Annotated in this window: 32 protein-coding genes; 16 read left to right on the top strand and 16 right to left on the bottom strand. The window is 63.2% G+C overall.

Annotated features, from left to right (window positions below; translation table 11 throughout):
* Nucleotides 1-138: 138 nt before the first annotated feature.
* Genes gshB through AAGA68_19075 form a run of 5 tightly spaced genes read left to right on the top strand, consistent with a single transcriptional unit; the run spans nucleotide 139 to nucleotide 4,022 of the window.
* Entirely contained in the window at nucleotides 139-1,110 is a 972-nt protein-coding gene (gene gshB, locus AAGA68_19095) for a glutathione synthase (GenBank protein ID MEM9387177.1), read from the top strand.
* Nucleotides 1,107-1,976 (top strand): energy transducer TonB, encoded by an 870-nt coding sequence (locus tag AAGA68_19090; GenBank protein MEM9387176.1) that lies wholly within the window; start codon nucleotides 1,107-1,109, stop codon nucleotides 1,974-1,976. The genes gshB and AAGA68_19090 overlap by 4 nt, the downstream gene beginning before the upstream one ends.
* Before the next feature lie 50 nt (nucleotides 1,977-2,026).
* Nucleotides 2,027-2,599 (top strand): YqgE/AlgH family protein, encoded by a 573-nt coding sequence (locus AAGA68_19085; protein MEM9387175.1) that lies wholly within the window; start codon nucleotides 2,027-2,029, stop codon nucleotides 2,597-2,599.
* Nucleotides 2,600-2,604: 5 nt separating this feature from the next.
* Complete coding sequence (gene ruvX / locus AAGA68_19080) at nucleotides 2,605-3,051, top strand: Holliday junction resolvase RuvX (protein ID MEM9387174.1); 447 nt, start codon at nucleotides 2,605-2,607, stop codon at nucleotides 3,049-3,051.
* Nucleotides 3,048-4,022: an aspartate carbamoyltransferase catalytic subunit gene (locus tag AAGA68_19075; GenBank protein MEM9387173.1), complete on the top strand. Its 975-nt coding sequence runs from the start codon at nucleotides 3,048-3,050 to the stop codon at nucleotides 4,020-4,022. Before ruvX ends, AAGA68_19075 begins: the two co-directional genes overlap by 4 nt.
* A gap of 9 nt (nucleotides 4,023-4,031) precedes the next feature.
* Here the strand turns inward: AAGA68_19075 and AAGA68_19070 are convergent, their stop codons facing one another.
* The 3 genes from AAGA68_19070 to AAGA68_19060 are packed head-to-tail and all read right to left on the bottom strand — an operon-like array spanning nucleotide 4,032 to nucleotide 7,454.
* Nucleotides 4,032-5,087 carry a PilT/PilU family type 4a pilus ATPase gene (locus tag AAGA68_19070; GenBank protein ID MEM9387172.1) on the bottom strand — a complete coding sequence of 352 codons (1,056 nt, stop codon included), beginning with the start codon at nucleotides 5,085-5,087 and terminating at the stop codon, nucleotides 4,032-4,034.
* Nucleotides 5,088-5,124: 37 nt separating this feature from the next.
* On the bottom strand, nucleotides 5,125-6,354 hold the full coding sequence (locus AAGA68_19065) for a PilT/PilU family type 4a pilus ATPase (protein MEM9387171.1): 1,230 nt from the start codon (nucleotides 6,352-6,354) through the stop codon (nucleotides 5,125-5,127).
* A 59-nt stretch (nucleotides 6,355-6,413) separates the two neighbouring features.
* Entirely contained in the window at nucleotides 6,414-7,454 is a 1,041-nt protein-coding gene (locus AAGA68_19060) for a type IV pilus twitching motility protein PilT (protein ID MEM9387170.1), read from the bottom strand.
* Nucleotides 7,455-7,557: 103 nt separating this feature from the next.
* On the opposite strand from AAGA68_19060, the gene AAGA68_19055 reads away from it, so the two are divergent.
* The 4 genes from AAGA68_19055 to AAGA68_19040 all read left to right on the top strand — a co-directional run bounded on the left by AAGA68_19055 (nucleotide 7,558) and on the right by AAGA68_19040 (nucleotide 10,096).
* The gene (locus tag AAGA68_19055; GenBank protein ID MEM9387169.1) at nucleotides 7,558-8,250 is read left to right on the top strand and encodes a YggS family pyridoxal phosphate-dependent enzyme; all 693 of its coding nucleotides are present in this window, start codon (nucleotides 7,558-7,560) and stop codon (nucleotides 8,248-8,250) included.
* Nucleotides 8,251-8,330: 80 nt separating this feature from the next.
* Nucleotides 8,331-8,876 carry a YggT family protein gene (locus AAGA68_19050; GenBank protein ID MEM9387168.1) on the top strand — a complete coding sequence of 182 codons (546 nt, stop codon included), beginning with the start codon at nucleotides 8,331-8,333 and terminating at the stop codon, nucleotides 8,874-8,876.
* A 220-nt stretch (nucleotides 8,877-9,096) separates the two neighbouring features.
* Nucleotides 9,097-9,606 carry a DUF4426 domain-containing protein gene (locus tag AAGA68_19045; GenBank protein MEM9387167.1) on the top strand — a complete coding sequence of 170 codons (510 nt, stop codon included), beginning with the start codon at nucleotides 9,097-9,099 and terminating at the stop codon, nucleotides 9,604-9,606.
* 139 nt (nucleotides 9,607-9,745) lie between these two features.
* The gene (locus tag AAGA68_19040) at nucleotides 9,746-10,096 is read left to right on the top strand and encodes an HU family DNA-binding protein (GenBank protein ID MEM9387166.1); all 351 of its coding nucleotides are present in this window, start codon (nucleotides 9,746-9,748) and stop codon (nucleotides 10,094-10,096) included.
* Nucleotides 10,097-10,151: 55 nt separating this feature from the next.
* Here the strand turns inward: AAGA68_19040 and AAGA68_19035 are convergent, their stop codons facing one another.
* From AAGA68_19035 to AAGA68_19025, 3 genes are read right to left on the bottom strand one after another with little or no spacing between them, the layout of a single operon-like run.
* The gene (locus AAGA68_19035; protein MEM9387165.1) at nucleotides 10,152-10,613 is read right to left on the bottom strand and encodes a TerB family tellurite resistance protein; all 462 of its coding nucleotides are present in this window, start codon (nucleotides 10,611-10,613) and stop codon (nucleotides 10,152-10,154) included.
* Nucleotides 10,610-11,260 carry an alpha/beta hydrolase gene (locus tag AAGA68_19030; protein ID MEM9387164.1) on the bottom strand — a complete coding sequence of 217 codons (651 nt, stop codon included), beginning with the start codon at nucleotides 11,258-11,260 and terminating at the stop codon, nucleotides 10,610-10,612. Before AAGA68_19030 ends, AAGA68_19035 begins: the two co-directional genes overlap by 4 nt.
* 20 nt (nucleotides 11,261-11,280) lie before the next feature.
* Nucleotides 11,281-13,128: a cation:proton antiporter gene (locus AAGA68_19025; GenBank protein MEM9387163.1), complete on the bottom strand. Its 1,848-nt coding sequence runs from the start codon at nucleotides 13,126-13,128 to the stop codon at nucleotides 11,281-11,283.
* Nucleotides 13,129-13,168: 40 nt separating this feature from the next.
* Between AAGA68_19025 and AAGA68_19020 the strand changes: the two genes are divergently transcribed.
* Nucleotides 13,169-14,383: a BON domain-containing protein gene (locus AAGA68_19020; protein ID MEM9387162.1), complete on the top strand. Its 1,215-nt coding sequence runs from the start codon at nucleotides 13,169-13,171 to the stop codon at nucleotides 14,381-14,383.
* Nucleotides 14,384-14,387: 4 nt separating this feature from the next.
* Nucleotides 14,388-14,771 (top strand): hypothetical protein, encoded by a 384-nt coding sequence (locus AAGA68_19015; GenBank protein MEM9387161.1) that lies wholly within the window; start codon nucleotides 14,388-14,390, stop codon nucleotides 14,769-14,771.
* 1 nt (nucleotide 14,772) lies between these two features.
* Here the strand turns inward: AAGA68_19015 and AAGA68_19010 are convergent, their stop codons facing one another.
* On the bottom strand, nucleotides 14,773-15,528 hold the full coding sequence (locus AAGA68_19010) for a hypothetical protein (protein ID MEM9387160.1): 756 nt from the start codon (nucleotides 15,526-15,528) through the stop codon (nucleotides 14,773-14,775).
* Between the two features lie 198 nt (nucleotides 15,529-15,726).
* Here AAGA68_19010 and AAGA68_19005 point away from each other — a divergent pair, with 198 nt between their 5' ends.
* Complete coding sequence (locus tag AAGA68_19005) at nucleotides 15,727-15,873, top strand: hypothetical protein (protein ID MEM9387159.1); 147 nt, start codon at nucleotides 15,727-15,729, stop codon at nucleotides 15,871-15,873.
* Nucleotides 15,874-15,881: 8 nt separating this feature from the next.
* Here the strand turns inward: AAGA68_19005 and AAGA68_19000 are convergent, their stop codons facing one another.
* The 9 genes from AAGA68_19000 to AAGA68_18960 all read right to left on the bottom strand — a co-directional run bounded on the left by AAGA68_19000 (nucleotide 15,882) and on the right by AAGA68_18960 (nucleotide 19,843).
* Nucleotides 15,882-16,019: a hypothetical protein gene (locus tag AAGA68_19000; GenBank protein MEM9387158.1), complete on the bottom strand. Its 138-nt coding sequence runs from the start codon at nucleotides 16,017-16,019 to the stop codon at nucleotides 15,882-15,884.
* Complete coding sequence (locus AAGA68_18995; GenBank protein MEM9387157.1) at nucleotides 16,013-16,399, bottom strand: hypothetical protein; 387 nt, start codon at nucleotides 16,397-16,399, stop codon at nucleotides 16,013-16,015. Before AAGA68_18995 ends, AAGA68_19000 begins: the two co-directional genes overlap by 7 nt.
* Nucleotides 16,396-16,599 (bottom strand): hypothetical protein, encoded by a 204-nt coding sequence (locus AAGA68_18990; protein ID MEM9387156.1) that lies wholly within the window; start codon nucleotides 16,597-16,599, stop codon nucleotides 16,396-16,398. Before AAGA68_18990 ends, AAGA68_18995 begins: the two co-directional genes overlap by 4 nt.
* The gene (locus AAGA68_18985; protein MEM9387155.1) at nucleotides 16,565-16,909 is read right to left on the bottom strand and encodes a hypothetical protein; all 345 of its coding nucleotides are present in this window, start codon (nucleotides 16,907-16,909) and stop codon (nucleotides 16,565-16,567) included. The genes AAGA68_18990 and AAGA68_18985 overlap by 35 nt, the downstream gene beginning before the upstream one ends.
* A gap of 73 nt (nucleotides 16,910-16,982) precedes the next feature.
* Nucleotides 16,983-17,501, bottom strand: a complete 519-nt coding sequence (locus AAGA68_18980; GenBank protein MEM9387154.1) for a DUF2505 domain-containing protein — start codon at nucleotides 17,499-17,501, stop codon at nucleotides 16,983-16,985.
* 71 nt (nucleotides 17,502-17,572) lie between these two features.
* Entirely contained in the window at nucleotides 17,573-18,481 is a 909-nt protein-coding gene (locus tag AAGA68_18975) for an alpha/beta hydrolase (protein MEM9387153.1), read from the bottom strand.
* A 16-nt stretch (nucleotides 18,482-18,497) separates the two neighbouring features.
* On the bottom strand, nucleotides 18,498-18,764 hold the full coding sequence (locus tag AAGA68_18970; protein MEM9387152.1) for a hypothetical protein: 267 nt from the start codon (nucleotides 18,762-18,764) through the stop codon (nucleotides 18,498-18,500).
* Nucleotides 18,765-18,794: 30 nt separating this feature from the next.
* On the bottom strand, nucleotides 18,795-19,199 hold the full coding sequence (locus AAGA68_18965; GenBank protein MEM9387151.1) for a DUF4332 domain-containing protein: 405 nt from the start codon (nucleotides 19,197-19,199) through the stop codon (nucleotides 18,795-18,797).
* A 68-nt stretch (nucleotides 19,200-19,267) separates the two neighbouring features.
* Nucleotides 19,268-19,843 (bottom strand): hypothetical protein, encoded by a 576-nt coding sequence (locus tag AAGA68_18960; GenBank protein MEM9387150.1) that lies wholly within the window; start codon nucleotides 19,841-19,843, stop codon nucleotides 19,268-19,270.
* 331 nt (nucleotides 19,844-20,174) lie between these two features.
* Here AAGA68_18960 and AAGA68_18955 point away from each other — a divergent pair, with 331 nt between their 5' ends.
* The 4 genes from AAGA68_18955 to AAGA68_18940 all read left to right on the top strand — a co-directional run bounded on the left by AAGA68_18955 (nucleotide 20,175) and on the right by AAGA68_18940 (nucleotide 25,533).
* Nucleotides 20,175-22,097 (top strand): PrkA family serine protein kinase, encoded by a 1,923-nt coding sequence (locus tag AAGA68_18955; GenBank protein ID MEM9387149.1) that lies wholly within the window; start codon nucleotides 20,175-20,177, stop codon nucleotides 22,095-22,097.
* A 9-nt stretch (nucleotides 22,098-22,106) separates the two neighbouring features.
* Nucleotides 22,107-23,369, top strand: coding sequence for a YeaH/YhbH family protein (locus tag AAGA68_18950; protein ID MEM9387148.1), 1,263 nt, complete (start codon nucleotides 22,107-22,109; stop codon nucleotides 23,367-23,369).
* Nucleotides 23,366-24,865, top strand: coding sequence for a SpoVR family protein (locus tag AAGA68_18945; protein ID MEM9387147.1), 1,500 nt, complete (start codon nucleotides 23,366-23,368; stop codon nucleotides 24,863-24,865). Before AAGA68_18950 ends, AAGA68_18945 begins: the two co-directional genes overlap by 4 nt.
* A gap of 140 nt (nucleotides 24,866-25,005) precedes the next feature.
* Nucleotides 25,006-25,533 carry a hypothetical protein gene (locus tag AAGA68_18940; protein ID MEM9387146.1) on the top strand — a complete coding sequence of 176 codons (528 nt, stop codon included), beginning with the start codon at nucleotides 25,006-25,008 and terminating at the stop codon, nucleotides 25,531-25,533.
* Nucleotides 25,534-25,595: the final 62 nt, after the last annotated feature.

The raw sequence follows: 25,595 nt of genomic DNA, 5'->3' as shown, positions 1-25,595 counted from the left end.
ATACCACAGCTGCGGGCGAAATCGGGATGTGTCGGGCCGAGCGCCCCAAATCTGTGACGCTCCCGACGCTGGCGTCGGGGCCATTCCAGGGCCCTGCTATGATCCCGTTCCTTAGTCGCAACGGGGTCGAAATCGGTCATGTCGGTAGAGCCGCTACGGGTCGGAGTGATCATGGATCCCATCGAGGCCATCAAGCCGCAAAAGGACAGCACGCTGGCTATGTTGCTGGCGGCGGCTCGCCGTGGCTGGCGCCTCTACTACATGCAGCTGGACGATCTGCAGCTGCTGGACGGCCAGGCCAGCGCCACCGTGCGCCAACTGGAAGTCCAAGACGATACGCGTCGCTGGTGGTCACTCTCTGACCCAGATCACATTCCCTTGAACCAGCTCGATGTCATCCTCATGCGCAAGGATCCTCCCTTCGATATCGAGTACGTGTTCACAACTTACATCCTCGAACGCGCGGCGATTGACGGCGTGCTGGTGGTCAATGACCCGCGCAGCCTGCGCGATATCAGCGAAAAGGCATTCACTGCGTGGTTCCCCGAACTATGCCCAGCCACGATGATCAGCCGTGACATGAATCGCCTGCGCGAATTCGCCCTCCGTTACGATCGCGCCGTCGCCAAGCCTCTCGACGGGATGGGCGGCAAGTCGATCTTCGTGATGTCGCGTGAGGATCAAAACAACAGCGTCATCTTGGAAACACTCACTGACCACGGTAAACGCTTCACCGTGCTCCAGGAGTACATTGCGGCGATTGCGCAGGAGGGTGACACGCGCGTGCTCCTGATCGACGGCAAGGCGGTGCCCTACGGTCTCGCCCGCATCCCGGCGAAGGGCGAGCTGCGAGGCAACCTGGCGGCGGGAGGGCGTGGTGTGGGCCGGCCCCTCACCGACGCGGAGTTCGAGATCTGCGCGCGCGTGGGCCCCGAACTCAAGGCACGTGGCATCTTGTTTGCGGGACTGGACGTGATCGGCGGCAAGCTGACGGAGATCAACGTCACCAGCCCAACCTGTATCCGTGAACTCGACGCTCAATTCGGCCTGGATATCGCCGGCGATCTGATGCAGGTGATCGCCGACCGCCGCGGTCACGCCTCCTCGTGAGCAGCTTGAGTACTGGCGGCAGCGCCAGCAGCAGCGACGCGCTGGTCTGGGCGCTGTTCGTCGCGACGCTGCTGCACGGACTCATCATCCTCGGCATCACCTTCGACGACTCTAGCCCTGCGAGAAGCAGCAGCCAACCGCTCAAGGTGGTACTGAGCGATCCCCAAGCCGAGGAGCTCGACTACACCCCGGACGACGCCGTGTACGCGGCCGCCGCCAATCGCCTTGGCTCAGGCACTGAAAGGGCGCAGGACAGCGGCGGCATCGTCATGCCCGCGAACGCCATGGATGCACTCGGCGAGACCGACGGCGACGCGGACCAAGAGCAGGAGCAAGCCGCTGAGCAGGTTCCCCAGGATCAACTGGTGACGCCCAACGAGGCGCAACGCGAGATCAATGCGCCACCGGAGGCGGCGCCACAGCCGGCACCCGCACGCCTTAGCGCGCGTATCCAATTCGCCTCTCCGACGACGACCTTCCAGCGACGAGATCGCCTACAAGCCGAGGGTGAGATCCGCGAACTCGAGATCTCTGTGTCTACCCAGGCATCGGATGTAGCCGAGTACATGGCGCAGTGGAAGGACCGAGTGGAGGAAGTGGGCACGCTGTACTTCCCGGACGCTGCCCGCCAGCAGGGGTTATCCGGATCGCCGCTCGTGGAAGTCGCCATCAGTGCTGACGGAGGCCTGCGCAGCATTCAAGTGGTGCGCCCGTCTGATCACCCGCTGTTGGATCAGGCAGCGCTCAGAATCCTTCGCCTGGCGGCTCCGTTCGCTCCCTTCCCCGAGCACCTACGGCGCGACTACGACTCCCTTCGTTTCGTCTACGAATGGCGTTTCGCAGGTGGCCGGATCATCAGCCCCTGAACACTCAACAGCCCCAAGCGACGCCGCACGGTTGCGGGCCGTCCGCTACAATGGCGACAATGGGCACCACCTCCGACATGAGCAATCAGTTCCTGATCGCCATGCCAACGATGACTGACCCAAATTTTCGCCGCACAGTAACACTCATCTGTGAGCACAACGCCGATGGCGCCCTGGGCATCGTGATCAACCGCCCGCGCCAGATGCGCCTGCGAGAAGTGTTCGATCAGCTCTCGCTAGAGAACGCCGCGGAGGGCGTCAGCAACCGCGAGGTGCTCGACGGCGGCCCAGTCCAACCCGAGCGCGGCTTCGTGCTTCACGATGGGGCGAGCGAGTGGGAGTCCACCCTGAAGGTGGCGCCGGGCCTGTCGGTGACGACCTCGCGCGACGTGCTACAGGCGATGGCGGCTGGCGATGGCCCACACCACGCCCTCGTCGCCCTCGGCTACGCAGGATGGGATGCGGGCCAACTCGAAGATGAGATGGGCAACAACGCCTGGCTATCTGTGCCTGCGGACCAAGCCATCATCTTCAGCACACCCTTCGATCGACGCTGGGAGAGCGCCGCGCAGTTGCTCGGCGTGGACCTGTCCCTGCTTTCCTCCGACGTGGGGCACGCTTAGGCCACATGACGACGGAGCTATTGCTCGGCTTCGACTACGGCGCACGACGCATCGGCGTCGCTGTCGGACAGACCCTCACGGCCTCCGCTAGCGCCGCAGCCACCCTCCACGCTCACGGGGGCGAACCTGACTGGGCCGCCATCGACGCCCTGATCGCCCAGTGGTCCCCAACGCGGCTGCTCGTGGGGCGCCCGGCAAACATGGACGGCACGAACTCCGACATGACCGCTGCCGCCGAGACCTTCGCCGAAACCCTCGGCGAGCGCGCCGGCCTGCCCGTAGAACTGGTAGACGAGCGATTGACCTCCTTCGAAGCGCGCACGCAACTGCGCGAGCAACGTCGCTCCGGGGTGCGCAAGCGTCGCGTACGGCCAGGCGATCTCGATGCCCACGCCGCCCGCCTGATCGTCGAGACATGGCTGGCCAACACAGGAGATGATGACCGTTCATGAATGCCCAGTACGACGCCGACGGCAACCTGCGCCACCTACTGACCTTACAAGGTATGTCAGCACCCATGTTGCGCGAACTACTGGACCGAGCCGAGCAGTTCGCACCGGCCCGCAGCGAGCCGCTGCCGGAGTACCGACTTCTCGCCGGCGCGACGGTGGTAAACCTGATGTGTGAGCCCAGCACCCGCACCCGCGCATCCTTCGAGTTGGCGGCCCGGCGCCTCGGCGCTACCGTGCTCGATTTCGACGTAACCACTTCCTCCCAAAGCAAGGGCGAGACCCTGCTGGATACGGTGCTCACGCTGGAGGCAATGCGCTGCGATATCTTCATCATTCGCACCGGGGATAGGGGCATCCTGGCGCAGGTCGCCGAGCAGGTCGACCCACGCGTTGCCATCGTCAACGCTGGCGAGGGCAACCTCGCCCATCCGACGCAGGGCCTACTGGATGTGATGACCATTCGCCGCCATCACCCGGACATGGCATCACTGAAGGTGACCATCGTGGGTGATATCCGCCACTCACGCGTGGCACGCTCAGCGGTAGATGCGCTGCAAGTACTGGGCATTGCCGAGCTGCGTTTGTGCGGCCCTACGGCTATGCTGCCCGAGCCCGATCAGTTCACAAGCTGCCAACGGTACACAGACATCGACACGGCCATCGCCGGCGCCCACGTGGTGATGGGGCTGCGCATCCAGCGCGAGCGCATGCGCAGCGAAGAAATGCCCGAGCCGGACGAGTACTTTCGCGACTACGGCCTCACGTCCGCGCGCCTAGCACAGGCGGATGAGCGGGTGATCGTGATGCACCCGGGCCCGGTCAATCGCGGCCTGGAGATGGAGTCGAGCTTGGTCGAAGACCGGCGATCCACCGTGCGAGAGCAGGTAGCGAACGGCGTGGCCATTCGCATGGCTGTGCTCGAGCGCGTGTGGAAGACCCTACGCCTGGACCGCAGCGCGGTGCACGTCTAGGGCGCACACCTAAGAGAAATTGATGCGGGATTCGAGGTTGGAACGCGAGTCCGCGTTGGATAGCGCCTCTTCGAGACTGATGCGGTTTGCCGCGTAAAGGTCGTAGAGCGCGCTGTCGAAATTCTGCATTCCAGACTCGCGCCCCTCAGACAGGGCCTCCTTCACGGCGGTGATATCGCCCTTCTTGATCAGCTCACTCACGTAGGGCGTTACCAGAAGCACCTCAACGGCTGCTACCCGGCGCCCGTCCCGACCGATGACCAACCGCTGAGACACGATGGCCTTCAGATACTGGGAGAGATCCATCAGCACCTGCGTATGTTGTTCGGCGGGGAACATGTTGACCACGCGATCTAGGGTCTCCGCAGCATTGTTCGCGTGCATCGTCGACACGGCGAGATGCCCTGTGCCCGCTAGGTCGATGGTCGAGCGAAGACTGTCGCGATCGCGTATCTCACCGATCAGCACAACATCCGGCGCCTCGCGCAGCGCACTGCGCAGGGCCCGTGAGTAGGACACGGTGTCGAGCCCCACCTCACGCTGATTAATGATGCAACTCCTGTTGGAGTGCAGGTACTCGATTGGATCCTCGATCGTCAAGATATGATCACTGGCGTTGCGGTTACGATGATCGATCATCGCCGCCAGGGTGGTGGACTTCCCCGAACCGGTAGAACCCACCATGAGCACTAGGCCGCGCTTGAGCATGGCCAAATCCGCCAACACCTCAGGCATCTTCAGCTCGCTAAGGGCGGGCACACCCCCGGTGATGTAGCGCAGGCACATTGCCACGTTGCCGCGCTGATGGAAGACGTTGACGCGGAAACGCCCCCACTCGGGTTCGCTGACCGCGAAGTCGAGCTCCATCTCGCGACTGAAGCGATCCACCTGATCGGCGGACATGAGGGAGATGGCCGCTTGGCGAACGTTGGCTGGATTCAGCACCTGCTTGTTCACGGACATGATCTTGCCCTCGATCTTGATCTTGACCGGGGCACCGGCGGTGAGGAATAGGTCTGAGGCCTTGCGCTCAGCCATCAGCTTCAACAGCGGCCGCATGTTCATCGGGTAAACGCCTTAACGCGGCTAAGCGCAACGCCGATCATTCGCCAGCACCTTCCTGGCGGCCGCCAGCCCCGCGAGCCAGGCCGCTCATGCCCTTGGAGTCAGGCTCAAGGATACGCAGCTTATCCGCTTCCGCACTGTCGTCATCGCGCGCACGTTGACTCTCGAGCTTGATGCGCAGGCGTAGCTCGTTCTTTGAGTCGGCGTTACGCATCGCCTCAGCCTCGCTCACGAAGCCCGCTTCGTAGAGCATGAACAGGGACTGATCGAAGGTCATCATGCCGAGGCGATTGGACTTAGCCATGACCTCCTTGATCTTGTGAAACTCACCCCGGTGGATGAGATCGGCAATGAGCGGCGAGGTGGTCATGATCTCCATGGCGGCGACACGCCCGTTGCCGTGCTCACGGGTCAGCAAGCGCTGGGAGATTAGGGCGCGCACGTTCAAGGACAGGTCCATGAGCAGCTGCGGCCGGCGCTCTTCGGGGAAGAAGTTCACGATCCGATCGAGCGCCTGGTTGGCATTGTTCGCATGTAAGGTGGCGAGACACAGGTGGCCGGTTTCGGCGAACTGCACGGCGTACTGCATCGTCTCCTGATCGCGAATCTCGCCGATCAGGATCACGTCCGGCGCCTGGCGCAGCGTGTTCTTGAGCGCCGTGTGCCAGTTGTCCGTATCCACACCCACCTCACGCTGGGTGATAACGCAACCGTGGTGCGGATGAACGAACTCGATAGGATCCTCGATCGTGATGATGTGCCCGCGCGTGTGGTGATTGCGGTGACCGATCATCGCCGCGAGGCTCGTGGACTTACCCGAGCCGGTGCCCCCCACCACGAGCACTAGGCCGCGCTTGGTCATAACAACGTCACGCAGCTGTGAGGGCAGATCCATCTCCTCGAAGGTGGGGATACGCGTGTTGATCGTGCGCACCACGCAACCCGCATTGCTCTGCTGAACAAAGGCACTCACGCGGTAGCGACCGTTGACCTTGTCACCGCCACGGGTGGCCACATTGGCCAGGGAGATCGCGAAGTTGCACTCGCTGGTCGCATCGAATTCCTTCAGCTGCTTGTCGTTCATCAGCGTGCGAACCACAAGGCTCGCCTGCTCTGGCGTCAACGGTGTCTCCGAGACCGTCCGGATCTTGCCATCGATCTTCAGCGCCGGGGGAAACTCCGCCGTGATGAACATGTCCGAGGCGCCAGTGATGATCATCTGACGCAGCAGATCCTTGACCAGTTTCGAGGCCTGTTCTCTTTCCATCTCTGATCACTCCCCGAAAGGCGTCATCCCGACAAGCTGCCGAGCGTCTCGCCTAGGTGTTAGAACTGATCCTTCTGTGCCGCCTTCAAGCGCGCTTCGTCACGGCTTACCACCCCTCGCTGCACGAGGTCTTGCAGGCACTGGTCGAGGGTCTGCATGCCCATGCCCTGGCCGGTCTGGATCGCCGAGTACATCTGCGCGATCTTGCCCTCGCGGATGAGGTTACGGATGGCGGGCGTGCCGATCATAATCTCGTGCGCAGCCACGCGCCCCCCACCGGTCTTCTTCAAGAGCGTCTGGGAGATCACCGCTCGCAGCGACTCGGAAAGCATCGAGCGCACCATGTCCTTCTCCGCTGCGGGGAACACGTCGACCACGCGGTCGATGGTCTTAGCGGCCGAGCTAGTGTGCAGGGTGCCGAACACCAGATGCCCGGTCTCCGCGGCCGTGAGCGCGAGTCGGATGGTCTCCAGATCACGCATCTCTCCGACGAGGATCACGTCGGGGTCCTCGCGCAGGGCAGAGCGCAAGGCTTCCGCAAAGCCCATCGTGTCTCGGTGCACCTCGCGCTGATTGATCAGGCTGCGCTTACTCTCGTGCACAAACTCGATCGGATCTTCGATGGTGAGGATGTGGTCGGGCTTGGAGTCATTAATGAAGTCGACCATGGCAGCGAGGGTGGTCGACTTACCGGAGCCCGTAGGCCCCGTGACCAGCACGATGCCGCGCGGGTACATGGACACCTCTTGGAAGATCCGCGGCGCGTCCAGATCCTCTAAGGTCAGAATGCGCGAGGGAATGCTGCGGAACACGGCGCCTGAGCCGCGGTTCTGGTTGAAAGCGTTCACCCGAAAGCGCGCCACGCCCGGCAGCTCGAAGGAAAAGTCGGTCTCGAAGAACTCCTCGTAGTCCTTGCGCTGCTTGTCATTCATGATGTCGTACACCATGGCGTGCACCTCCTTGTGGGAGAGCGACGGCATGTTGACGCGCTTCATGTCCCCGTCCACCCGAATCATCGGCGGCATGCCGCCGGAGAGGTGCAGATCGGACGCATTGTGCTTGACGGCGAAGTTCAGCAGCTGGGAGATGTCTACAGCCATTGGGTCATCCAGGGGTCGCGGCCGGCGATGCGCCATTGCGCCGGAGCATAGCAGGGCCGTATTGGGCGGTGTTGGAGTATAGCCAAGGGAATGCGGGGCAAACATGACCGAGGTCACAGCGAATCTTGATGTGGTTCTCGAGCGGATCCGCAGGGCCGCCGAGCGCTACGGCCGCGATCCGTCCGGCATCACCCTAATTGCCGTCGCTAAGCGACACCCGGCAGAGGCGGTGCGCGCCCTAGCCAGGGTCGGCCATCGACACATCGCTGAAAGCTACGCGCAGGAAGCCGAAGAGAAGCTAGATGCCCTGGGGGATCTGCCCTTGTGCTGGCACTTCATCGGGCGCCTCCAGCGCAACAAAACCGCCGCCGTGGCCGAGCGATTCGACTGGGTGCATTCGGTAGATCGCCAGGTGATCGCCGACCGCCTCTCTGCCCAGCGGCCACACGACGGCCGACCTCCTTTGCAAGTGTGTTTACAGGTGGACTTCACCGGTCAGGACGGCCGCAACGGCGCACCTCCCGAGCACCTCCCAGCGCTCGCCGAACACGTGGCCAGCCTGCCCCAACTCGCCCTTCGCGGCTTGATGACCCTGCCGCCTCCGGAGACGAGCGAGGAACGCCAGCGCGAGCACTTTCGCCACTTGCACCGGCTGCAACGTCAATTGAATGACGCTGGCCATGCCTTGGACGTGCTCTCGGCGGGCATGTCCGGCGATTTGGAAGCGGCGATCGCCGAGGGCGCCACGCACGTACGTATCGGCACCGCGATCTTCGGTCCTCGACCCGCCACCTGAGTACTGGTTCGACCGCCGGGGCGCGGCTATGCTGGGCGCCGCCCAGCGTTGCATCGGCGCTTACGAGGAGACTCGCCCGCATGGCCGCATTGGTTTTTCTGATCACCACCGCCTTCGACCTGCTCGCGCTGGTCTTCATTCTGCGCTTCCTGCTTTACGCCGTGCGCGCAGAGTTTCACAACCCCCTTTCTCAGTTCGTGTATCGGGTCACCAACCCTGTAATCGCCCCCCTGAGGAAGGTGATTCCAAACGTCGGTGGGATGGAGCTCGCGACCGTGCTTGCGGTGATCGTCATCGAGGCCGTATCCCTGGTAGTGGTCTACACGGTCCTGCGCGGCATCCCGTTGCCAGTCTCGGGCGTACTCCTCGGTGCTGTACTCGGGGCCGTGCTCTCCACCTTGCGATGCCTCGTCCTGGTACTCATCGTAAACGCCCTGCTGAGTTGGGCACCTGGCATGGCGGCACATCCTGCGGCGCGACTGCTCGGGCAGATCGCAGACCCCGTTCTGCGCCCCATCCGCTCCGTATTGCCCCTCGTTGCAGGCATCGATCTGTCCCCCCTGGTGGCAATCATCGCGCTGCAGGCCATCACGATTCAGCTCGAACAGATCCGCCTTCTGGGCTGAGGAAACGGTCTCTAACCCTGCCAGCAAATCCGATAGGCGAGATGAACGACGGACGCTGTTCGCGCACCGATTAGCGGTCGAAAAACGCCTATTCCTGCTGAAATTCTCCGATTTCGCGCATCGAGCATGCAAAAAACCCTTAAAAAAAGGTGTTTTTCGATGACTTGCAGGTAACCTTGCACTATAGTGACGGCCAATTGCGCTGACCGGAGACCGCCGAATGAGGCGATGGGGTGTTGCCACAACGACAAGTGCGCTCCTGCTTGCACTGGCAAGCGGCTGCAGCGACACCGCCGACGGCACCCGCATCCCCGCACCTCGCCAAGCCCCCGCCACCGCCCTTGGTGCTGATGTTTCATCCCTCGATACGGGTGACTACGTCATCTACTTCAACAGCTTCACCACCGATCAGCTCACGCCAGAAGTGGCTCGCAGCTACGGCATCACCCGTGGCCAGCGCCGCGTGCTGTTGAACGTGTCGGTGCTGAAGAAGAACGAGAATGGGCAGAACACACCGGTGAAGGCCGAGGTGGTCTCGAACGTAGCCAACCTCTCGGCGCAGCGGAAGGACCTGACCTTCCGCGAAATCGACGAGGGCGGAGAGGCCGTTTACTACATCGCGGAGCTGCCCGTCAGCAGCGCCGAGACGTTGATGATCGAACTGGACGTGACGCCGGAAAATGAGTCTGCCTCGCAGTACTTGAAGTTCCGACGCACCTTCAGGTTCTGAGCGAATCGCTGCCTCGCCCAGCGACTCCGATGCCGAAGGGCGAGGGGTCAAGGCGAGTACATATCGACGCCGTTCGCAGACGCGCGCCGGCGTGAGTTCAATCGTCACTCCCACGGGGAGTCTTTAGGGGGAACCACCCATGGTAACGAAGAAAAAGACCACTACGCGCAAGGCTGCTGCAGCGGCGCCAAAGCCGCCCACCAAGAGCGAGATCCTCGCGCACATCGCCGAGGAAACCGGCATGGCACGCAAGGACGTCAACGCAGTCTTCGAGAGCCTGCAGGGCCTGATGAAGAAGAACCTCGGCCGCCGCGGCCCCGGCATCTTCTCCATGCCCGGCCTGATGAAAATCAAGGTTCAGACCAAGCCGGCCACCAAGGCACGCAAGGGCATCAACCCCTTCACCGGTGAAGAGCAGATGTTCAAGGCCAAGCCGGCCCGCAAAACCGTGAAGATTCAGGCGCTGAAGACCCTGAAGGACATGGTCTGAGGCAACTGGGGCGACCGTCGCAATGAGCGGTCGCCCGCGACGCTCCAGGACGGGGCTACTCGTCCTGAGCGTCCACCACGGCTAGCTTGGCGCGAATGTAGCTGGCGTGGGGAACGTAGAGTAGGTCGGCCACCTTGCGCACCAGGTACTCCTCGTACTTGTCCAGGTGACCGTCGGCAAGCGCGACTCGCCACAGCAGTTCCAACACCTTCACGCGCTGCTCATCATCCAGCGCCTGATTCAGCGCCGCCGTATAGTCGTAGAGAGAAATCGCGCGGGCGGTCTCTCGCTCAGCCTCCTCCAGGAGCGCGCGCGCTTCATCTGCGGCCAGAGAGAAGTGGCTCACCAGGGCCTGCTCCACCGTCGCCCGTTCGCCCTCGGTCTGTTGATGATCGGCGCGGGTCATCTCCACTAGCAATGTCGCGGTCGCGAGGGGCAGATCCTCGCTGCTTAGGCGAACGCTGTCGCTGGGCGTGCTCTGGTCCAGACCGAGCAGTGCCTTCAGCGCTTGAATCATGGTGCCTCCTTCGCGCCGAGCGCTTCGAGCAAGCGGGTTCGAAGCGAGACTTGGGCACCGTGAAAGAAGTGCCCCACATCTTCGAACTCCAATACGGTCACCCCACCTTGCTGGCGGTGCGCCCACTGCAGGGCAGCCTCCGGGCTGACCACATCGTCAGCCAGGCCCTGTGCGAGCACGATCGGTACCGAGACGCTAACCTGCGCCATGCCGTATCGATCCGCCGCGGGTGCGACCAACGCTAGGCGCTCCGCCCCGACCTCGTCCGCAGCCGCTGCTGCCATACAGGCGCCGAAGGAGAAGCCAGCCAGCCATAGGGGGCGTGCGGGAAAACGCGCCGCCGCCCATCCGGCCACGGCCAGCACGTCCTCCCGTTCCCCGTGCCCATCATCGTGCATCCCCTCACTCTCGCCTACGCCGCGAAAGTTGAAGCGCACGGCGGCACGCCCGAGTAGATTCATCGTGCGTGCCAATGTGTAAGTCACTTTGTTGTCCATCGTACCCCCGTGCAACGGGTGGGGGTGACACACCACGGTGACGCCCACACCATCGGTCTGCGCAGAGGACGGGGCGGGCGGCTCCACCAAGACCTGTAGCGCTCCGCCGGGGCCCTCGATAGACAAGCGCTCAGGTGTTGTGGATGACATCGATCAGTGCTTCCCTTAGGTTAGTTCTTCGGCGCGTCCGTGGCCGGCGCCGACGTTTCCTCCCGCGGTGCCTCGCCCCGCTTGGCCTTCTCGCGTGCGGGCGCCAGGTACACGATGACGTCGTCCTCACCGCCGGGCGTGCTCTGCTTGCCATCACTCACGGACAAGGTGCCCTGAGCCTTGCGCACGACCAGCTCCAACCCACCCTCAGGTAGGTCGCGGCGGAAGGCCTCGTAGTCGTACGTTTTGCTCAGGCGCGAAGATCCAAACTCCCATCCTCTCGCGTGCAAACGCCACAGGCGATCGAAATCGACCTCAGCGCCGAAGGCCACACGACCACGCAGGGGGCGCGCCACGTGTCGCGGGTCCTCCTCCTCGCGATCCATGGCGAGTTGGAACACGTTGTTGCGGCCGATCGCCGGTGCCATCGCGGTGCACACAAGCGCGTTGTACATGTCGTTGTGGGTGACCGCCAGCACCGTACTCACATGCGCGATTTCCACGGAGTCGACGGCATTCTCCGACAGAATCTCACCGAAAAAAACCGGCAGCTCAGCCATACGCGCACGCTGCAGGCTGCGCCAGGAATCGTCCGCCATCACCACCCGCACGCCGAGCGCCTGTAGCTTTCTCGCCAGTTCGATACTCCACGGTGAGGCGCCGACAATGAGCAGCGAACCCACCTCCTTCGACACCAAACCTAAGCGACGCGCCAGCCATCCGACGGTAGCACCGTGCAGGGTGACGGTGGCGAAGATCACGCCGAACACCAGCGCCAGCATGGACTCAGCACCTGCGTAGCCCGCCGCCTGCAGGCTGGCAGCCATGAGGCCGGCAGTAGCGGCGGCGACGATTCCGCGGGGAGCGATCCAGGAAAGGAACAGGCGATCGCTGAGCTTCATTCCCGCCCCCGCCGTCGCCAGCATGGTTGCCGCCGGTCTGGTGACGAACATAATCGTCAGCACCAAAGCGAGCACCCGCCAGTCGACCGCCAACAAGGTCTCGCGCGAGATGTTGGCGCTCAGCAGTATGAACACCACTCCGACCAGAATGACGACGATGTACTCCTTGAATCGTCGCATGTCTTCGATGCTGGCGAGCCCCATGTTGCCGAGCACGACACCAAGGGCAGTCACGCCGAACAGCCCGGCTTCCTCGTGCAACCAGTTACCAATTTGGTAAACCACGAAGACCGACATGAGCATGATCGGCGCCTTGAGGTACTCGGGCACGCCGCCCGCGCGGAAGACTTTGCCTACGGCGTAGCCAAGGCCCACGCCTAGACCACCGGCCAGCACGGATCTACCGAGCGCGAGCGCCAAGCCCCCCACACCACCGTGACCGTCTTGGGTAAACAGCTGCAAGGCGAGCACGGCAAGCATCACGCCCACCGGATCGTTGACGATACCCTCCCACTTCAAATACGAGGCGGTGCGGCGATTTAGCCCCGCCTGGCGCAGCATGGGCAAGATCACGGTAGGCCCGGTCACGGTCATGATGGCGCCGAACACGGTGGCCACAGGCCAGGAGAGTCCGCCTACGTAGTGCCCCGCCAGCGTGCCGAACAGCCAATTCAGCGGCACTCCACGGATCACCAGGCGCCGCACGCCCGGACCGGCGACCCGCAGGTCGCCGATGTGTAGATGCAACCCGCCTTCGAACAGGATGATCGCCACACACAAACCCACTATCGGGTGTAACGACGCTCCAAACACCTCGTGCGGGTTTAGACTGAGCGTCACGGGCCCGGCCACCAAGCCCGCCACCGCCAGCAGAATGATCGAGGGCACTCTAATGCGCCACGCCACCCATTGGGCCGCCACGGCCAGGGTCAGCACAGCAACGATGTAGGTTCCGATGTCATGCATCGCCTGACACTCCCCCCTCCAAGACCACGGCGCGACGCCGATGGCTGAATCGCGCCGCCTGCGCGCCATATCCCGGGGCATTCGACCGCATTTGAGCCAGCGGGCGGACCGGGCCATGCGCGCCGCAATGGGGCTGCATACTCGCCTGCTCAGCGCCCTCGAACGCAAGCCTGGCGACCTGGATGACCAGCAACGGCTCGAGCGCAACACGATCGCGCTCGCGAGCGCCGGACTGCTCGCGATGTTCTGCCTCTGGTGCAGCTTGCGTGCAGTACCGGTGATCGAGCGCGACGTGACTGCGCAGGTCGATCGCGTGCTGTTGCGAGAGCTGGCCAACACCTGGGTGCAGGCCGACGTGCTTGGGCGCGAGGTGCTGCTGTTTGGCGTCGCGCCCAGTGATCTCGACCAGGCGCGGATCCGGGAGGCGGTAGGTGAACTGGCCGCAGTGACCCGGGTGCACGATCATCTGGTAGTGGCCATGGCCCCTGGTCAACTCGCCTCGGCGCGGGCCTCGCGCGAGCTGAACGCCGGGGCGGCGCCGGGACTGCCGCGTAGCCTGTCGATCGTGTTCGATGGTTCGGAACTCCGCCTGGTGGGAGAGGTGGGTGATGCGCAGACTACCACGGCATTAGTGCACGACGCGGAGCGCCGCTTCACTGCGCAGGCCGTTAGCACGGAGCTGTCGCTCACGCCACGCACAAGCACGCGATGGAAGCAGACAGCGGCGGCGGCAGTCTCCACCATCGCCTTGCTCGACATAGCCAACGCGGAGCTTCGCCGGGACCGGGACGGGCGCGCTTCGCTCACGCTCACGGGGGTGGCTGCGGACAGCACCACGCTCAGCGCCGTGCGCGAGTCCCTGCGACAGCGTGTCCCCGCGCAGCTGCCAATACAGGTGGATCTGATCTCCATCTTTCGTGACGGCCGCGCGGACCGCAGCGCCTGCAACAATGCCCTCGAGTTAGTGCTCGATGCAGGCGAGTTGCTCCCGGATGGCGATTTCACCGGCCTCGACCGTCGCAGCCGCCTGACGCTAGACCAGGTCCGGGCACTCGTGCAAAGCTGCGGTGCAGGGCTAGTGATTGCTGCCCCCGAGGTCGCCCCAAGAGGCTTCGCCACCTTTGCGGACGACCTGCGCGCGTACCTCATCGAGGCTGGCGTCGATGCGCAGCTCGTGGCCGTCGCGCGCGTCGCGGGCCGGCGCGAGTCCGTGAAGCTGCAGCTCGTGTTCCAGCCGACCGAGCAGGAGAATTAGCCTCGTGTTGTACATCATCGGCCAGGTGCTGGTCTGCCTGATGCTCACGGCCGCCCTCGGTGCGCTCGCCGGATGGCTAGTGCGCGGCTATCACGCTCGGGCCGAGCTCTCCTCGATGCAACGTCAACTACATCGCCAAGCCCGTGATCTGCGCAGCCGCGGCGCCTCGGCCAGCGATAAGGCGGACCCGCGTGTGCAGCAGCAGCTACGCCATCAGTTAGTACGCTTGCAGGGTCAGTTGGAGCAGCGCGAGAAGGAGATCGCCGCGCTGCGACGCGTGCTCGGGGATGAGCGCCCCGCGTCGAGCGGGGAACAAGGAACGTCGCCGACCGCGCCGCGGCCGACTACCGCAGCAGCCCGAGCCGCCCCGCAGCGCAAGCCGGGCTAGCTCAATCCTCGATCGGCACCTCGTCGCCCTCGGGCGTAAGGCGCCGCACGCTAAGCTCCACGCTACCCACTTCGGAGCGCACGATGTAGTCGTCGTGTCCGCCCGCATTACCCACCACGACAGCCCCCGGAAGCGGTCTGCGCAAAGGCAGGACCACCCCATCCAGAGTGACCCGTGCATTGCCCGTTCCAGTCATGGCCGAGAGGCGCCCTGGAGAGGACGCGAAGGCGTCGATCGACGCATCCCCGTAGGAGACGCGAGCGTCGATCCCCGGCCCTCGCGTAGAGGCCCTGATGGTGCCAACGCCTAGGTGTAGATCCAGGCGTCCATCCACGTCGCGCGCGTAGAGTCGGCCGGCCGCCATCTCCACCTCAGCATCGATGCCCGGCGGCAAGGTTACGGTCCACTGCTCACGCACCAGAGTGGGGTCCGTAGCGGTGGGGTAGCGTACCTCCAGATACAGCCAGCTGCCCTTGTTCTCCACCTCGAGTCGCGCGGCGGCGATGGCGGCACTTGCCTGCGTCCGACCCGCCTCCACGGCGCCCGGTTGTAACGCCGCCTCGTTTTCCGTCAAGCGCACGGACACGAGAAGCTCAGCCTGATCTGCCGCCCCCTGCAGCGCGACCACGCCAGTGCCCGCGTGCACGTCCACGGCTTCGATGCCGCTGACCGACCGCGTGCGCACCAGCACCCGCCCCTTGTTATCGCTGGGGTTCTGCCATCCGTCCAAGGATTGCCCCTGAACAGTCAGGCTCACCGCCATTAGCGCTAGCCCGGCAAGGCTACGGCCCGATAATTTAATGCAGTGCAGCATTCGACGTCGACCTTCTTTACAGACATATCGCCATGGCGCTCCGCTCTCGCCGCATGTCACTGAATCCTGGCCCCTTGGTAGCGTGGCACGCAGCTTGCTCCTCTGTGTAGATACGGATCGCAACAAAAGGTGCCCACGATTATGGAACGCATCGACGAGCAGGCATCTGCCAACTCGCGCAAGAGCGGCGCACCCACCCCGGAACGACCGCGTCGTGTACCGGCTTACTTCACCCTCTACCTGTTGAGCGAACTTCTCTCGACCCTGCGCTCGCGCTCGAAAACGTAGCACAGCCCCTACGCTGGCGACGCCTCGGACCATAGGCGCCGGCCGTACTTGGCGAACCCCAAGGCGTTCGCCAAGCGCGGATCCGCACCCTCGTTCGCCAGCACCACCTCACCCCGCAACGCTGGCGCCAACCACCATGCTAGCAAGGGCCCACCACCTGCGGTGAGCAGCATCGCATCCAGATCCCATTCATCGCTCCAGTGTCGCTCGAGCAAAGCCGGGCGATACTGGCGGCGAGTTCCTCGTAGGCCTGCTCGGCGATCCGGCGCAGATCGTGACGCGTGCCGTGGATACGGATGCTCGCCGCCTGCAGCACCGCGGCCAGACCGTGCGCCTCGACTTCTACCCCGCTCACCTCATGAAGACGTTCGCCAATGAGACCATACGCACGGGCGAGCCCGTTCGGCGCGGTGGCGCTGGCGCGCCGCGAATAGTCACCACAGTGGGTCACGGCAAACCCCATCGCGTGTAGTAGGCCCACATCGATCACTCCGATCTTCTTGTCGAGGACTTCTCGATCAATCACTTGCCCGTCATCCCCCAGCATGAGGTGCAAATGCCAAAACCTAACGGCTGCGGCAACACGCGGACTTCAGTGACGGTCACCGCCACGCGCTTGCACTCGCCTCCTCGCCCATAGAGCTCCACCCGATGCTGGCCGGTGAGCATATCCATGAGGCGTTCGCGGTGCTCAGTGAGCTGCGCTGTAGGCAAACCTACGACCACGCCCAGCGGCTCCACGTCGCGGGCGAGAAGCCAGGGCGAGACTGACTGGGGCGAGGGAGGGAGCGTACTCGTCGAAGAACTCGTCCGCCTCTAGGGTGGCCTTCGGCCGGTCGCTCTCGCGCTCTGCCAGCTCGCCGAGGTAGTAGCGCCGACCGCTGTCGACCAAGGAGAATTCACGATGGCGATCGCTCGCGTCGGAAAGCGCAAGGTCGTTGCTAAGCGGCCGTTCGCTAGCCATGCCCACCACGGACTTGAACACGTCTGACCGCGCTTCGGTGACCGCTTTAGTGAAGCCGCAGCCGAGGTCCACCGACTACCTCCATCGACTTACCGATTGCAGGCGATGGGTGCGGTGCACTAGTGGCGAAGGCACTAGCAGACGCTCAGGGGGACGCGGACTGGTTCTGCGCCAGGTACTCGCCGATCACCCGATGCTCGTCGGCCAGGCCACGCTGCGTATTTTCGGCGACGAACTCCACGAGTTTGCCACCGACGAGCGGGACGGCGCAGGCCACCTCCATGTGCACCTCGTTCACGCAAGTGGTGTCGCCGCTCGCCTCGCCTGGCCGCAGCATCATGCTGCCGGACAGATCCACGGGGACACCCGCGGCGGTGATCTTCAGCTCGTTGAAGTACTCATCACCAGCCCGCTCCCAGCGCTCGCTCTGATGAATCTTGTTCCACGCGCCAAGGAAACTCTTCAGCACCCCCGGCACGCCCTCAAGCGGCACTTCGCGCTCGGTGATGATCACGTAGCTGTCCTCGCCGCGCTGCTCGTCGATTAGTTCGATATTGCGCGCACCAACGGCGGTGAACTTGCTGCGGTAAAAGTCGGCGCTCATGAATGCCGCAATCACCTGATCTAGCGGATAGGAGTAGGGATGGACCGCACTGACTTCCATGCAGGAGCTCCGGGGTACCGCAACGCTCAGGAGTTGCGCTGCTGAGGTGAACCGAGGGTGTCTCGCGAAGCTTACCGCGAGCCGGGCGGCAAATGGGCACGCAGGAACGCGTCTGACCGATCGGCGACGGAAATCGCCGCTGACCCCATGTGCAGGTGATGGCGGCCCGGAAGACTCTCGTGCGTGAGCTTCGGATGGGCCGCAAGGCGCGCTGCGTAGCGCCCCTCCGGCAGGCTGTGCAACACGCCCTCATCGGCTTCCACAAGTAGCGTCGGCACGCTCATCGCACGAATGAAGGCTAGGACCGTGTCCTCGGTAAGGCGGCCAAGCGACGGTCGCCCCAAGCGCGGATCGGCACGCCAGGCAATCGATCCTTGTGCGGTGGAGCGCGTTCCGCGTCCACATAGGACACGCGCCGAGTCGCGATCGATCCGAATCCGAGAGGCAGCTCGCACGGCTGAGGCCTCTTCAAGGTCTCGCATCTCACGCGAAGGCGGTGTCGCACGCGCACGCTCGGCCAGCGCGCTCGCCGCCAACGACGGCCCCTTCGCCGGTGCCATAGACACGGGGCCCAGTCCGTCGATCAGCAAGGCGCTGAGTAGCCGGTCGGGTCGCGCACCACCAAGTAGGGTCGCAATGCCCGCCCCCAGGGAATGGCCGAGGATCACGAATCGGTCCCAACCGAGGGCGTCTGCGACAGCAAGCACGTCGGCCACGTAGTCCATGATGAAGTAGCCGGCGCCTGACGCCCGCCAGTCAGACCTACCATGCCCTGGCAGATCCAGGGCGAGCAGTTGACTGCACAAGCAGTCTCGACGATGAAGCCAGGCGGTCGCGAGGCGATCGAAGCTGGCCGCATTGTCCTGAAACCCGTGCACGGCGAGGATAGGCACGGCGCCCTGTGCGGGCGTCTTCGCTGCCCAAAGACGCGCGGCGAGGGTAAGGCCCGGGGTCGCTAGGCGAAGCTCAGTGGGCTGCACTAGACGTTAAGCCCAGCTAGCGAAGCAGCAGGATGCCGAACAAACCCCCCGCCCCAGCAGCGACGGCGATCCATGCCAGCACACCGGCCAGGTAGCTCCTGGCCGGTGTAAGCAAGCGCATGACGAGCACCGCCACCAGCGGCAGGGCGAAGGCGAGCAAGCCCGCCAACACGTACTGCCCCACGGCGTTGGTGGTCGCCCCCTGCTCCACCTGGAAGATCAGGAAGAAGGCTGCGGCCAGGGCGGAAGACCCAGCCGCAATCAGGAACAGAGAAAACTTCATCGTGCGCGATGCCGCCGGGCTTCTCGCCTGCTAGTGCGTGACAACGCGCGGCAGATCTTTGGCCTGATCGATCCAACCGGAGACTGTGTCGGCACTCGGCAGCTGGCGAACCGCCTTCTTCTCTTCGTTCACTTCGGCCATCTTGGCGTGCAGGTTGGACGCGTTGCGCTGAGCCAGCTCGGGCACGGTGTCGACGCCCGCGAGCTCCAGCAGATCCGCGTACTCCTCGCCGATGCCCTTCACCCGCGCAAGGTCAGCACGGTTGACCCACTTCAGCACGAGCTTCTCGCTGATATCGCACTGGGTGGAGATCTTCTTGCGACCGGCCTTGGTGCAGCCCGCCTCGAGCAGCTTCTCGGTGGTGCCGATGCCGTCTGCGGACAGCTTCTCCGCGTACGCCGCGCCGATCCCCTCGATCTCGGTAAGCTTGGTCATGCTTTTCCCCCGTATTGTTGTTTCCTAGGCGGCAGATCCTTCGACGAGGTCTGCCAAGGCCAAGACTATCAAGGGAAATCCAGCACTTCGAATCGATTCGTATGATCGCCGCGGGCATGGCGCAAGATTGCGTCTACAATCAGGCGTTCATTCCAAATCACGACATCGTCAACAAGTGTTTCGAGGGCTTTTGGAAACGTTTGGGCCCCGGAGGCGCGCAAGGCAACGACCGGTCGGCGATGGCGGCGCGCCAGGGCGATCTGCATCTCGACCAGGGGAGCATTCTCCTCCCACACGGGCACCAACACGATCAAGATCTCCCCCGCCTCGATCTGCGTGGCGAGATGCTGCTCCACGTCCAACCGCGACATTGGCGGCTCGGCCAACGGCCGACTCAGGTTGCTGTAGAAGAACGTGTCGACCTCGTTGATGTACTCGAAAAATCGATGGTAGTCGTCATGCTCTGCCCAGTTGTGGCTGACGCAAATCCGGATCGGGTCTGATTCGCTCACGGTGCCTCCAATACCGACGCCTTCATCCTTTGCTCGCCAGTGTAGCGCGCTGCTGGGCGTGCCGTCGGGCTCCTCCTGGCGGGCGATCTTCGGATGTGACATAGCGGTACGACAGAGCGTGATTCGTGTCACAGCGCCCCTCCCCCCTGCGGCGTACGGTCGAAGCGTAGGTCACCCCACGACGACACCGCTTGTGCGCGCCCAGATATCGTCTTGACACCCGCGACGATGTGTAGCATCAAGAGTGTTATCCAAGGTGACGAACGTGCGCCGCCCACGGAACTAGGTTTACCTGGAAGGCGTCTCAGCCAACAGGGCGACCTCAGGAGTGGTGCTTTCGTTTTCACCCTCGCCTTAAAACCCATGCAACCGCATCGATCGACACGCGTGCGCGCTTAACGAGCCAGCTGCCCGACGATCGAACCGGTGAGTCACGTCTTCGTGCTAGAGAGGTAAGGTCCTAATGGACATTTTCGAGCGGCATCAGCAGCGGTACAAAGGCACGGAGGAGGAGGTGATGAGCCTCCAGGATTACCTCCAACTGTGTAAGCAGGAACCAGCGACCTACGCCAACGCCGCCGAGCGCCTGTTGATGGCGATCGGCGAGCCACGAATGGTCGATACGCGCGATGATCCGCGCCTATCGCGCATCTTCCAGAACAAGATGCTGCGCCTGTACCCAGCGTTCGAAGATTTCTACGGCATGGAGGAGACCATCGAACAGATCGTCTCTTACCTGAAGCACGCCGCCCAAGGACTCGAAGAGCGCAAGCAGATCCTCTACCTGCTGGGCCCCGTGGGCGGCGGCAAGTCCTCCCTCGCCGAGAAGCTTAAGCAGCTGATCGAGCACATGCCGATCTACGCGCTCGAGGGCTCGCCAATCAACGAATCTCCCTTAGGGCTGTTCGACCCAACTGAGGACGCCGCCATCCTGGAAGAGGATTACGGCATCCCACGCCGCTACCTGAACACGATCATGTCGCCCTGGGCCGTGAAGCGCCTGCAGGAGTTCAACGGCGACGTCACCCGCTTCCGCGTGGTCAAGCGCTACCCCTCACGCCTGGCGCAGATCGGTGTAGCGAAGACAGAGCCTGGCGATGAGAACAACCAAGACATCTCTTCGCTGGTTGGCAAGGTCGACATCCGCAAGCTCGAGAACTTCGCCCAGCACGACCCGGATGCCTACAGTTTCTCCGGCGGCCTGTGCCTCGCCAACCAAGGCGTAATGGAGTTCGTGGAGATGTTCAAGGCACCTATCAAGGTGCTTCATCCCCTGCTCACGGCCACGCAGGAGGGCAACTACAACGGCACTGAAGGCATGGGTGCGATCCCCTTCGAAGGGCTGATCCTCGCCCACTCCAATGAGTCGGAGTGGCAGGCCTTCAAGTCGAACCGCAACAACGAAGCCTTCCTCGATCGCGTGTACATCGTGAAGGTGCCCTACTGCCTGCGCGTCTCCGACGAGGTAAAGATCTACGAGAAACTTCTCACTAGCAGCAGCCTGAGCGAGGCGCCATGCGCCCCCGACACGCTGGAGATGCTCTCCCAGTTCTCCGTCCTGTCCCGCGTGAAGGAGCCAGAGAACTCAAGCGTCTTCTCGAAGATGCGCGTGTACGACGGCGAGAATCTGAAGGACACGGACCCCAAGGCGAAGTCTATCCGCGAGTACCAGGACTACGCCGGCGTCGACGAAGGCATGGCTGGGCTTTCCACCCGCTTCGCCTTCAAAATCCTCTCGCGCGTGTTCAACTTCGACCACACCGAAGTGGCGGCGAACCCCGTGCACCTGCTCTACGTGCTGGAGCAGCAGATCCTGCGCGAGCAATTCCCGCCAGAAGTGGAGGAACGCTACCTAGGTTTCATCAAGAACTACCTGCAGCCGAACTACGCCAAGTTCATCGGCGAAGAGCTGCAAAAGGCCTACCTCGAGTCCTACGCCGAGTACGGCCAGAACCTCTTCGACCGCTACGTGACCTACGCAGACTTCTGGCTCCAGGATCAGCACTACCGCGACCCGGACACCGGTGAGCTCCTCGATCGTGCCGCCCTCAATGAGGAGCTGGAGAAGATCGAGAAGCCCGCGGGCATCTCGAACCCGAAGGACTTCCGCAACGAGGTGGTCAACTTCGTGTTACGCGCCCGCGCCAAGCACTCGGGCAAGAACCCGAAGTGGACCAGCTACGAGAAGCTGCGCATCGTCATCGAGAAGAAGATGTTCTCGAAGACCGAAGACCTCCTGCCGGTGATCTCCTTCAACGCCAAGGCGTCCGACGAGGATCAGAAGAAGCACCAGGACTTCGTCGACCGCATGGTGGATAAGGGCTACACGCCGAAGCAAGTGCGTCTGCTCAGCGAGTGGTATCTGCGCGTTCGAAAGACCAGCTAAGGAAGCTACGTGTCACTGATCGTCGACAGGCGAGCCGATGCCAAGAAGAAAAGCATCGTCAATCGCCAGCGCTTCCTTCAGCGCTTCAAGCATCAACTGAAGAAGGCCGTGAACGACGCGGCCTCCGGCCGCAGCATCACGGAGATCAACAAGGGCGAGAAGGTGACGATTCCCGCCCGCGACATCTCCGAGCCGCAGTTCAAGATCGGCGACGGGGGACGGCGCGACATCGTGCACCCGGGCAACAAGGAATTCACCGCCGGCGATCGCGTGCAGCGACCGAAGGGCGGCAAGGGCGGTCGCGGGGGCAAGGCGAGTAAGGACGGCCAGGGCGAGGATGACTTCGCCTTCGAGTTGAGCCGCCAGGAGTTCCTCGACTTTATGTTCGAGGATCTCGAGCTGCCCCACCTGGTAAAGAAGGAGCTCACCCGCCTCCCCGACTACAAGACCGTGCGCGCCGGCTACACGCTGGACGGGGTGCCAGCCAACATCAACGTGGTGCGCTCCCTGCGCGGCTCCCTCGCCCGACGCATCGCCATGGGCGGCCCGCTGCGCGGCCAGCTAAAGGTCTTGGAAGCCGAGTTCGACGCACTGAGCGACGACGACAAGGAAGGCGATCGCGGCCAGGAGCTCGAGGAGCAGATGCGCTCCCTGCGCACGCGCCTGCGTGCTATTCCGTTCCTGGACACGGTGGACCTGCGCTACAACCACCGTATCAAGCAGCCGCAGCCGAGCACCCAGGCGGTGATGTTCTGCCTGATGGACGTCTCCGGCTCCATGACCCAGGAGCGCAAGGACCTCGCCAAGCAGTTCTTCATCCTTCTTTACCTGTTCTTACAGCGGAATTACGAGCGCATCGATGTGGTGTTTATTCGCCACCACACGGTGGCCATCGAGGTGGAGGAGGACGAGTTCTTCCACTCGCGCGAGACTGGCGGTACGGTGGTGTCCAGCGCTTTGAACCTCACGCGTGACATCATCCGCGACCGCTACCCCTCGAACGCGTGGAACATCTACTGCGCCCAGGCCTCCGACGGCGACAACTGGCCCGACGACTCTCCCGGCTGCCGCGCCATCTTGAGCGAGGAGCTGCTGCCGCTAATGCAGTACTTCGCCTACATCGAGATCACACCCGCGAGTCACCAGCGCTTGTGGCAGGAATACGAGATCGTGAAGGAAGCCCACCCGAACTTCGCCATGCAGCAGATCGACGGCGCCAATGATATCTATCCCGTGTTCCGCAAGCTCTTTGCCCGTCAGCTCAGCTCATGACCCATCGGATCATCTCGGAAGACTCCGACTGGACCTTCACGCTTATTGAGAAGTACGACCACGTACTCGCCGAGCTTGCCGCCGAGTACGGCTTGGACACGTACCCGAACCAGCTCGAGATCATCACCGCCGAGCAGATGATGGATGCCTACTCTTCCGTTGGCATGCCCATCAACTACCACCACTGGAGCTTCGGCAAGCAGTTCCTAAACGTGGAGAAAGCCTATCGCCGCGGCTTCATGGGCCTCGCCTACGAGATCGTGATCAACTCCAACCCGTGCATCGCGTACCTCATGGAGGAGAACACGCTGCCCATGCAGGCGCTGGTGATCGCCCACGCCTGTTACGGCCACAACTCCTTCTTCAAGGGCAACTACCTCTTCCGCGCATGGACCAATGCGGATGCGATCATCGACTACCTTGAGTTCGCCCGTAACTTTATCCATGACTGCGAAGAGCGCTACGGCCAAGAGGCGGTTGAACTGCTCCTCGACTCCTGCCACGCCCTGATGAACCAGGGCGTTGACCGCTACAAGCGTCCCTCACCGCTCTCCCTGCAAGAAGAGCGCGCCCGCCAGCGTGAGCGCGAAGACTATCTGCAGCGTCAGGTCAACGAGCTATGGCGCACGATTCCTGAGTACGCGAACAAGGGCAACGCCTCGAAGGACGACAAGCATCAGCGTTTCCCCGCGGAGCCGCAGGAAAACCTGCTCTACTTCATCGAGAAGAACGCGCCACTGCTGGAGCCCTGGCAGCGTGAAGTCGTGCGCATCGTTCGCAAGGTGGCGCAGTACTTCTATCCACAGCGCCAGACACAAGTGATGAACGAGGGTTGGGCCACCTTCTGGCACTACACGCTGCTGAACCGCCTCTACGACGAGGGCTACTGCAGCGACGGCTTCATGATCGAGTTCCTGCAGTCCCACACCAACGTGGTCTACCAGCCGAGCTTCGACAGCCCGCACTACTCGGGCCTCAACCCGTACACGCTGGGCTTCTCGATCTTCACGGATTTGAAGCGCATGTGCGATGACCCGACGGACGAGGATCGCTACTGGTTCCCGGACATCGCAGGAAGCGACTGGCAACCCGCGCTCGACTTCGCGATGCGCAACTTCAAGGATGAGAGCTTCATCGCGCAGTACTTGAGCCCGCGGGTGATGCGGGAGCTGCGGCTCTTCGATGTGCTGGATGATGAGAGTGAGGAGACGCTGGAGATCGCGGCCATCCATGATGAGGCAGGGTATCGGCGGTTGCGGACGGCCTTGGCGGACAACTACAACCTGCACAGCCGCGAGCCGAACATTCAGGTGTATGAGGTGAACCACCGGGGCGATAGGAGCCTGACGGTGCGGCATCAGCAATACAACGATCGTCCGTTGAACAAGGACGCTGCGTTAGAGGTGACCCGTCACCTGCGGCGGTTGTGGGGCTTTCGGGTGCGGGTGGATACGGTGGGGTCTAGCGGGAAGGCGGAGACGATCGCCGAGATCTGAGCGCCTCGGCGCGCCACCCCTACGACAGCTCATCGAAATCGCATCCGTCGACTAACGAGGGGCACCCGTCTACAAACAGCTCGACCTCACACCCGCGCCCGTCACAGTGCACCTTCTTGCCCAACCGGAAGGAGCACTTCATGCGAATCCTCAGCGCTACTATCGCTGCCTGCCTCGTCATCGCCCTGACGTGCGCTACGCACGCCAGGGCGGAGGTTGCGGACAACCAGGTGGACGACCGCGAGATCGCCGCGTTCTTCGATGGCTACCTCGCCGTCTACAACCGAAGCTTCGGACACCCCGAGCGTAGAACCCAGTTTCGCGAGGAGCTCAGCGCGAAGGTGCTCATGCCGATTATGCAGTCCCCTCCCAGCAGAGCGCCCCGCGTGCCTGATTCCATCGAGTCATTCACCCAGGGCTTCGCAGCGTTCGTCACGAGGCTCGAGGGTAAGGGGGTGACGCGACTCGAGTGGGTGAGCCGAGAGTACCAGGTGCTAAGCGTCAACAAGGTGCTCGCCAACAACGTCGGCATTGGCATCACGGCGGACGGCGAGGTCGCCTACGAGACAGCTTCTCTCTACCTGCTCCATCGCACCGAGGGCGGCTGGAAGATCGTAATGTTCAGCCCCTACGATCACGACAAGCTGTTTCAGCTCGGGTGCTCCTAGACCGCCCTCGCGCCCAGCGCGGTATCACGCTACACCTCTCGTTGAGTTCGGTGCCCAGCCGG

This window comes from Pseudomonadota bacterium, from assembly GCA_039193195.1.
Taxonomy (GTDB): domain Bacteria; phylum Pseudomonadota; class Gammaproteobacteria; order Steroidobacterales; family JBCBZW01; genus JBCBZW01.
The sequence above is the reverse complement of the archived record's forward strand: the minus strand, read 5'-3'. Positions and strand labels throughout refer to the sequence as shown.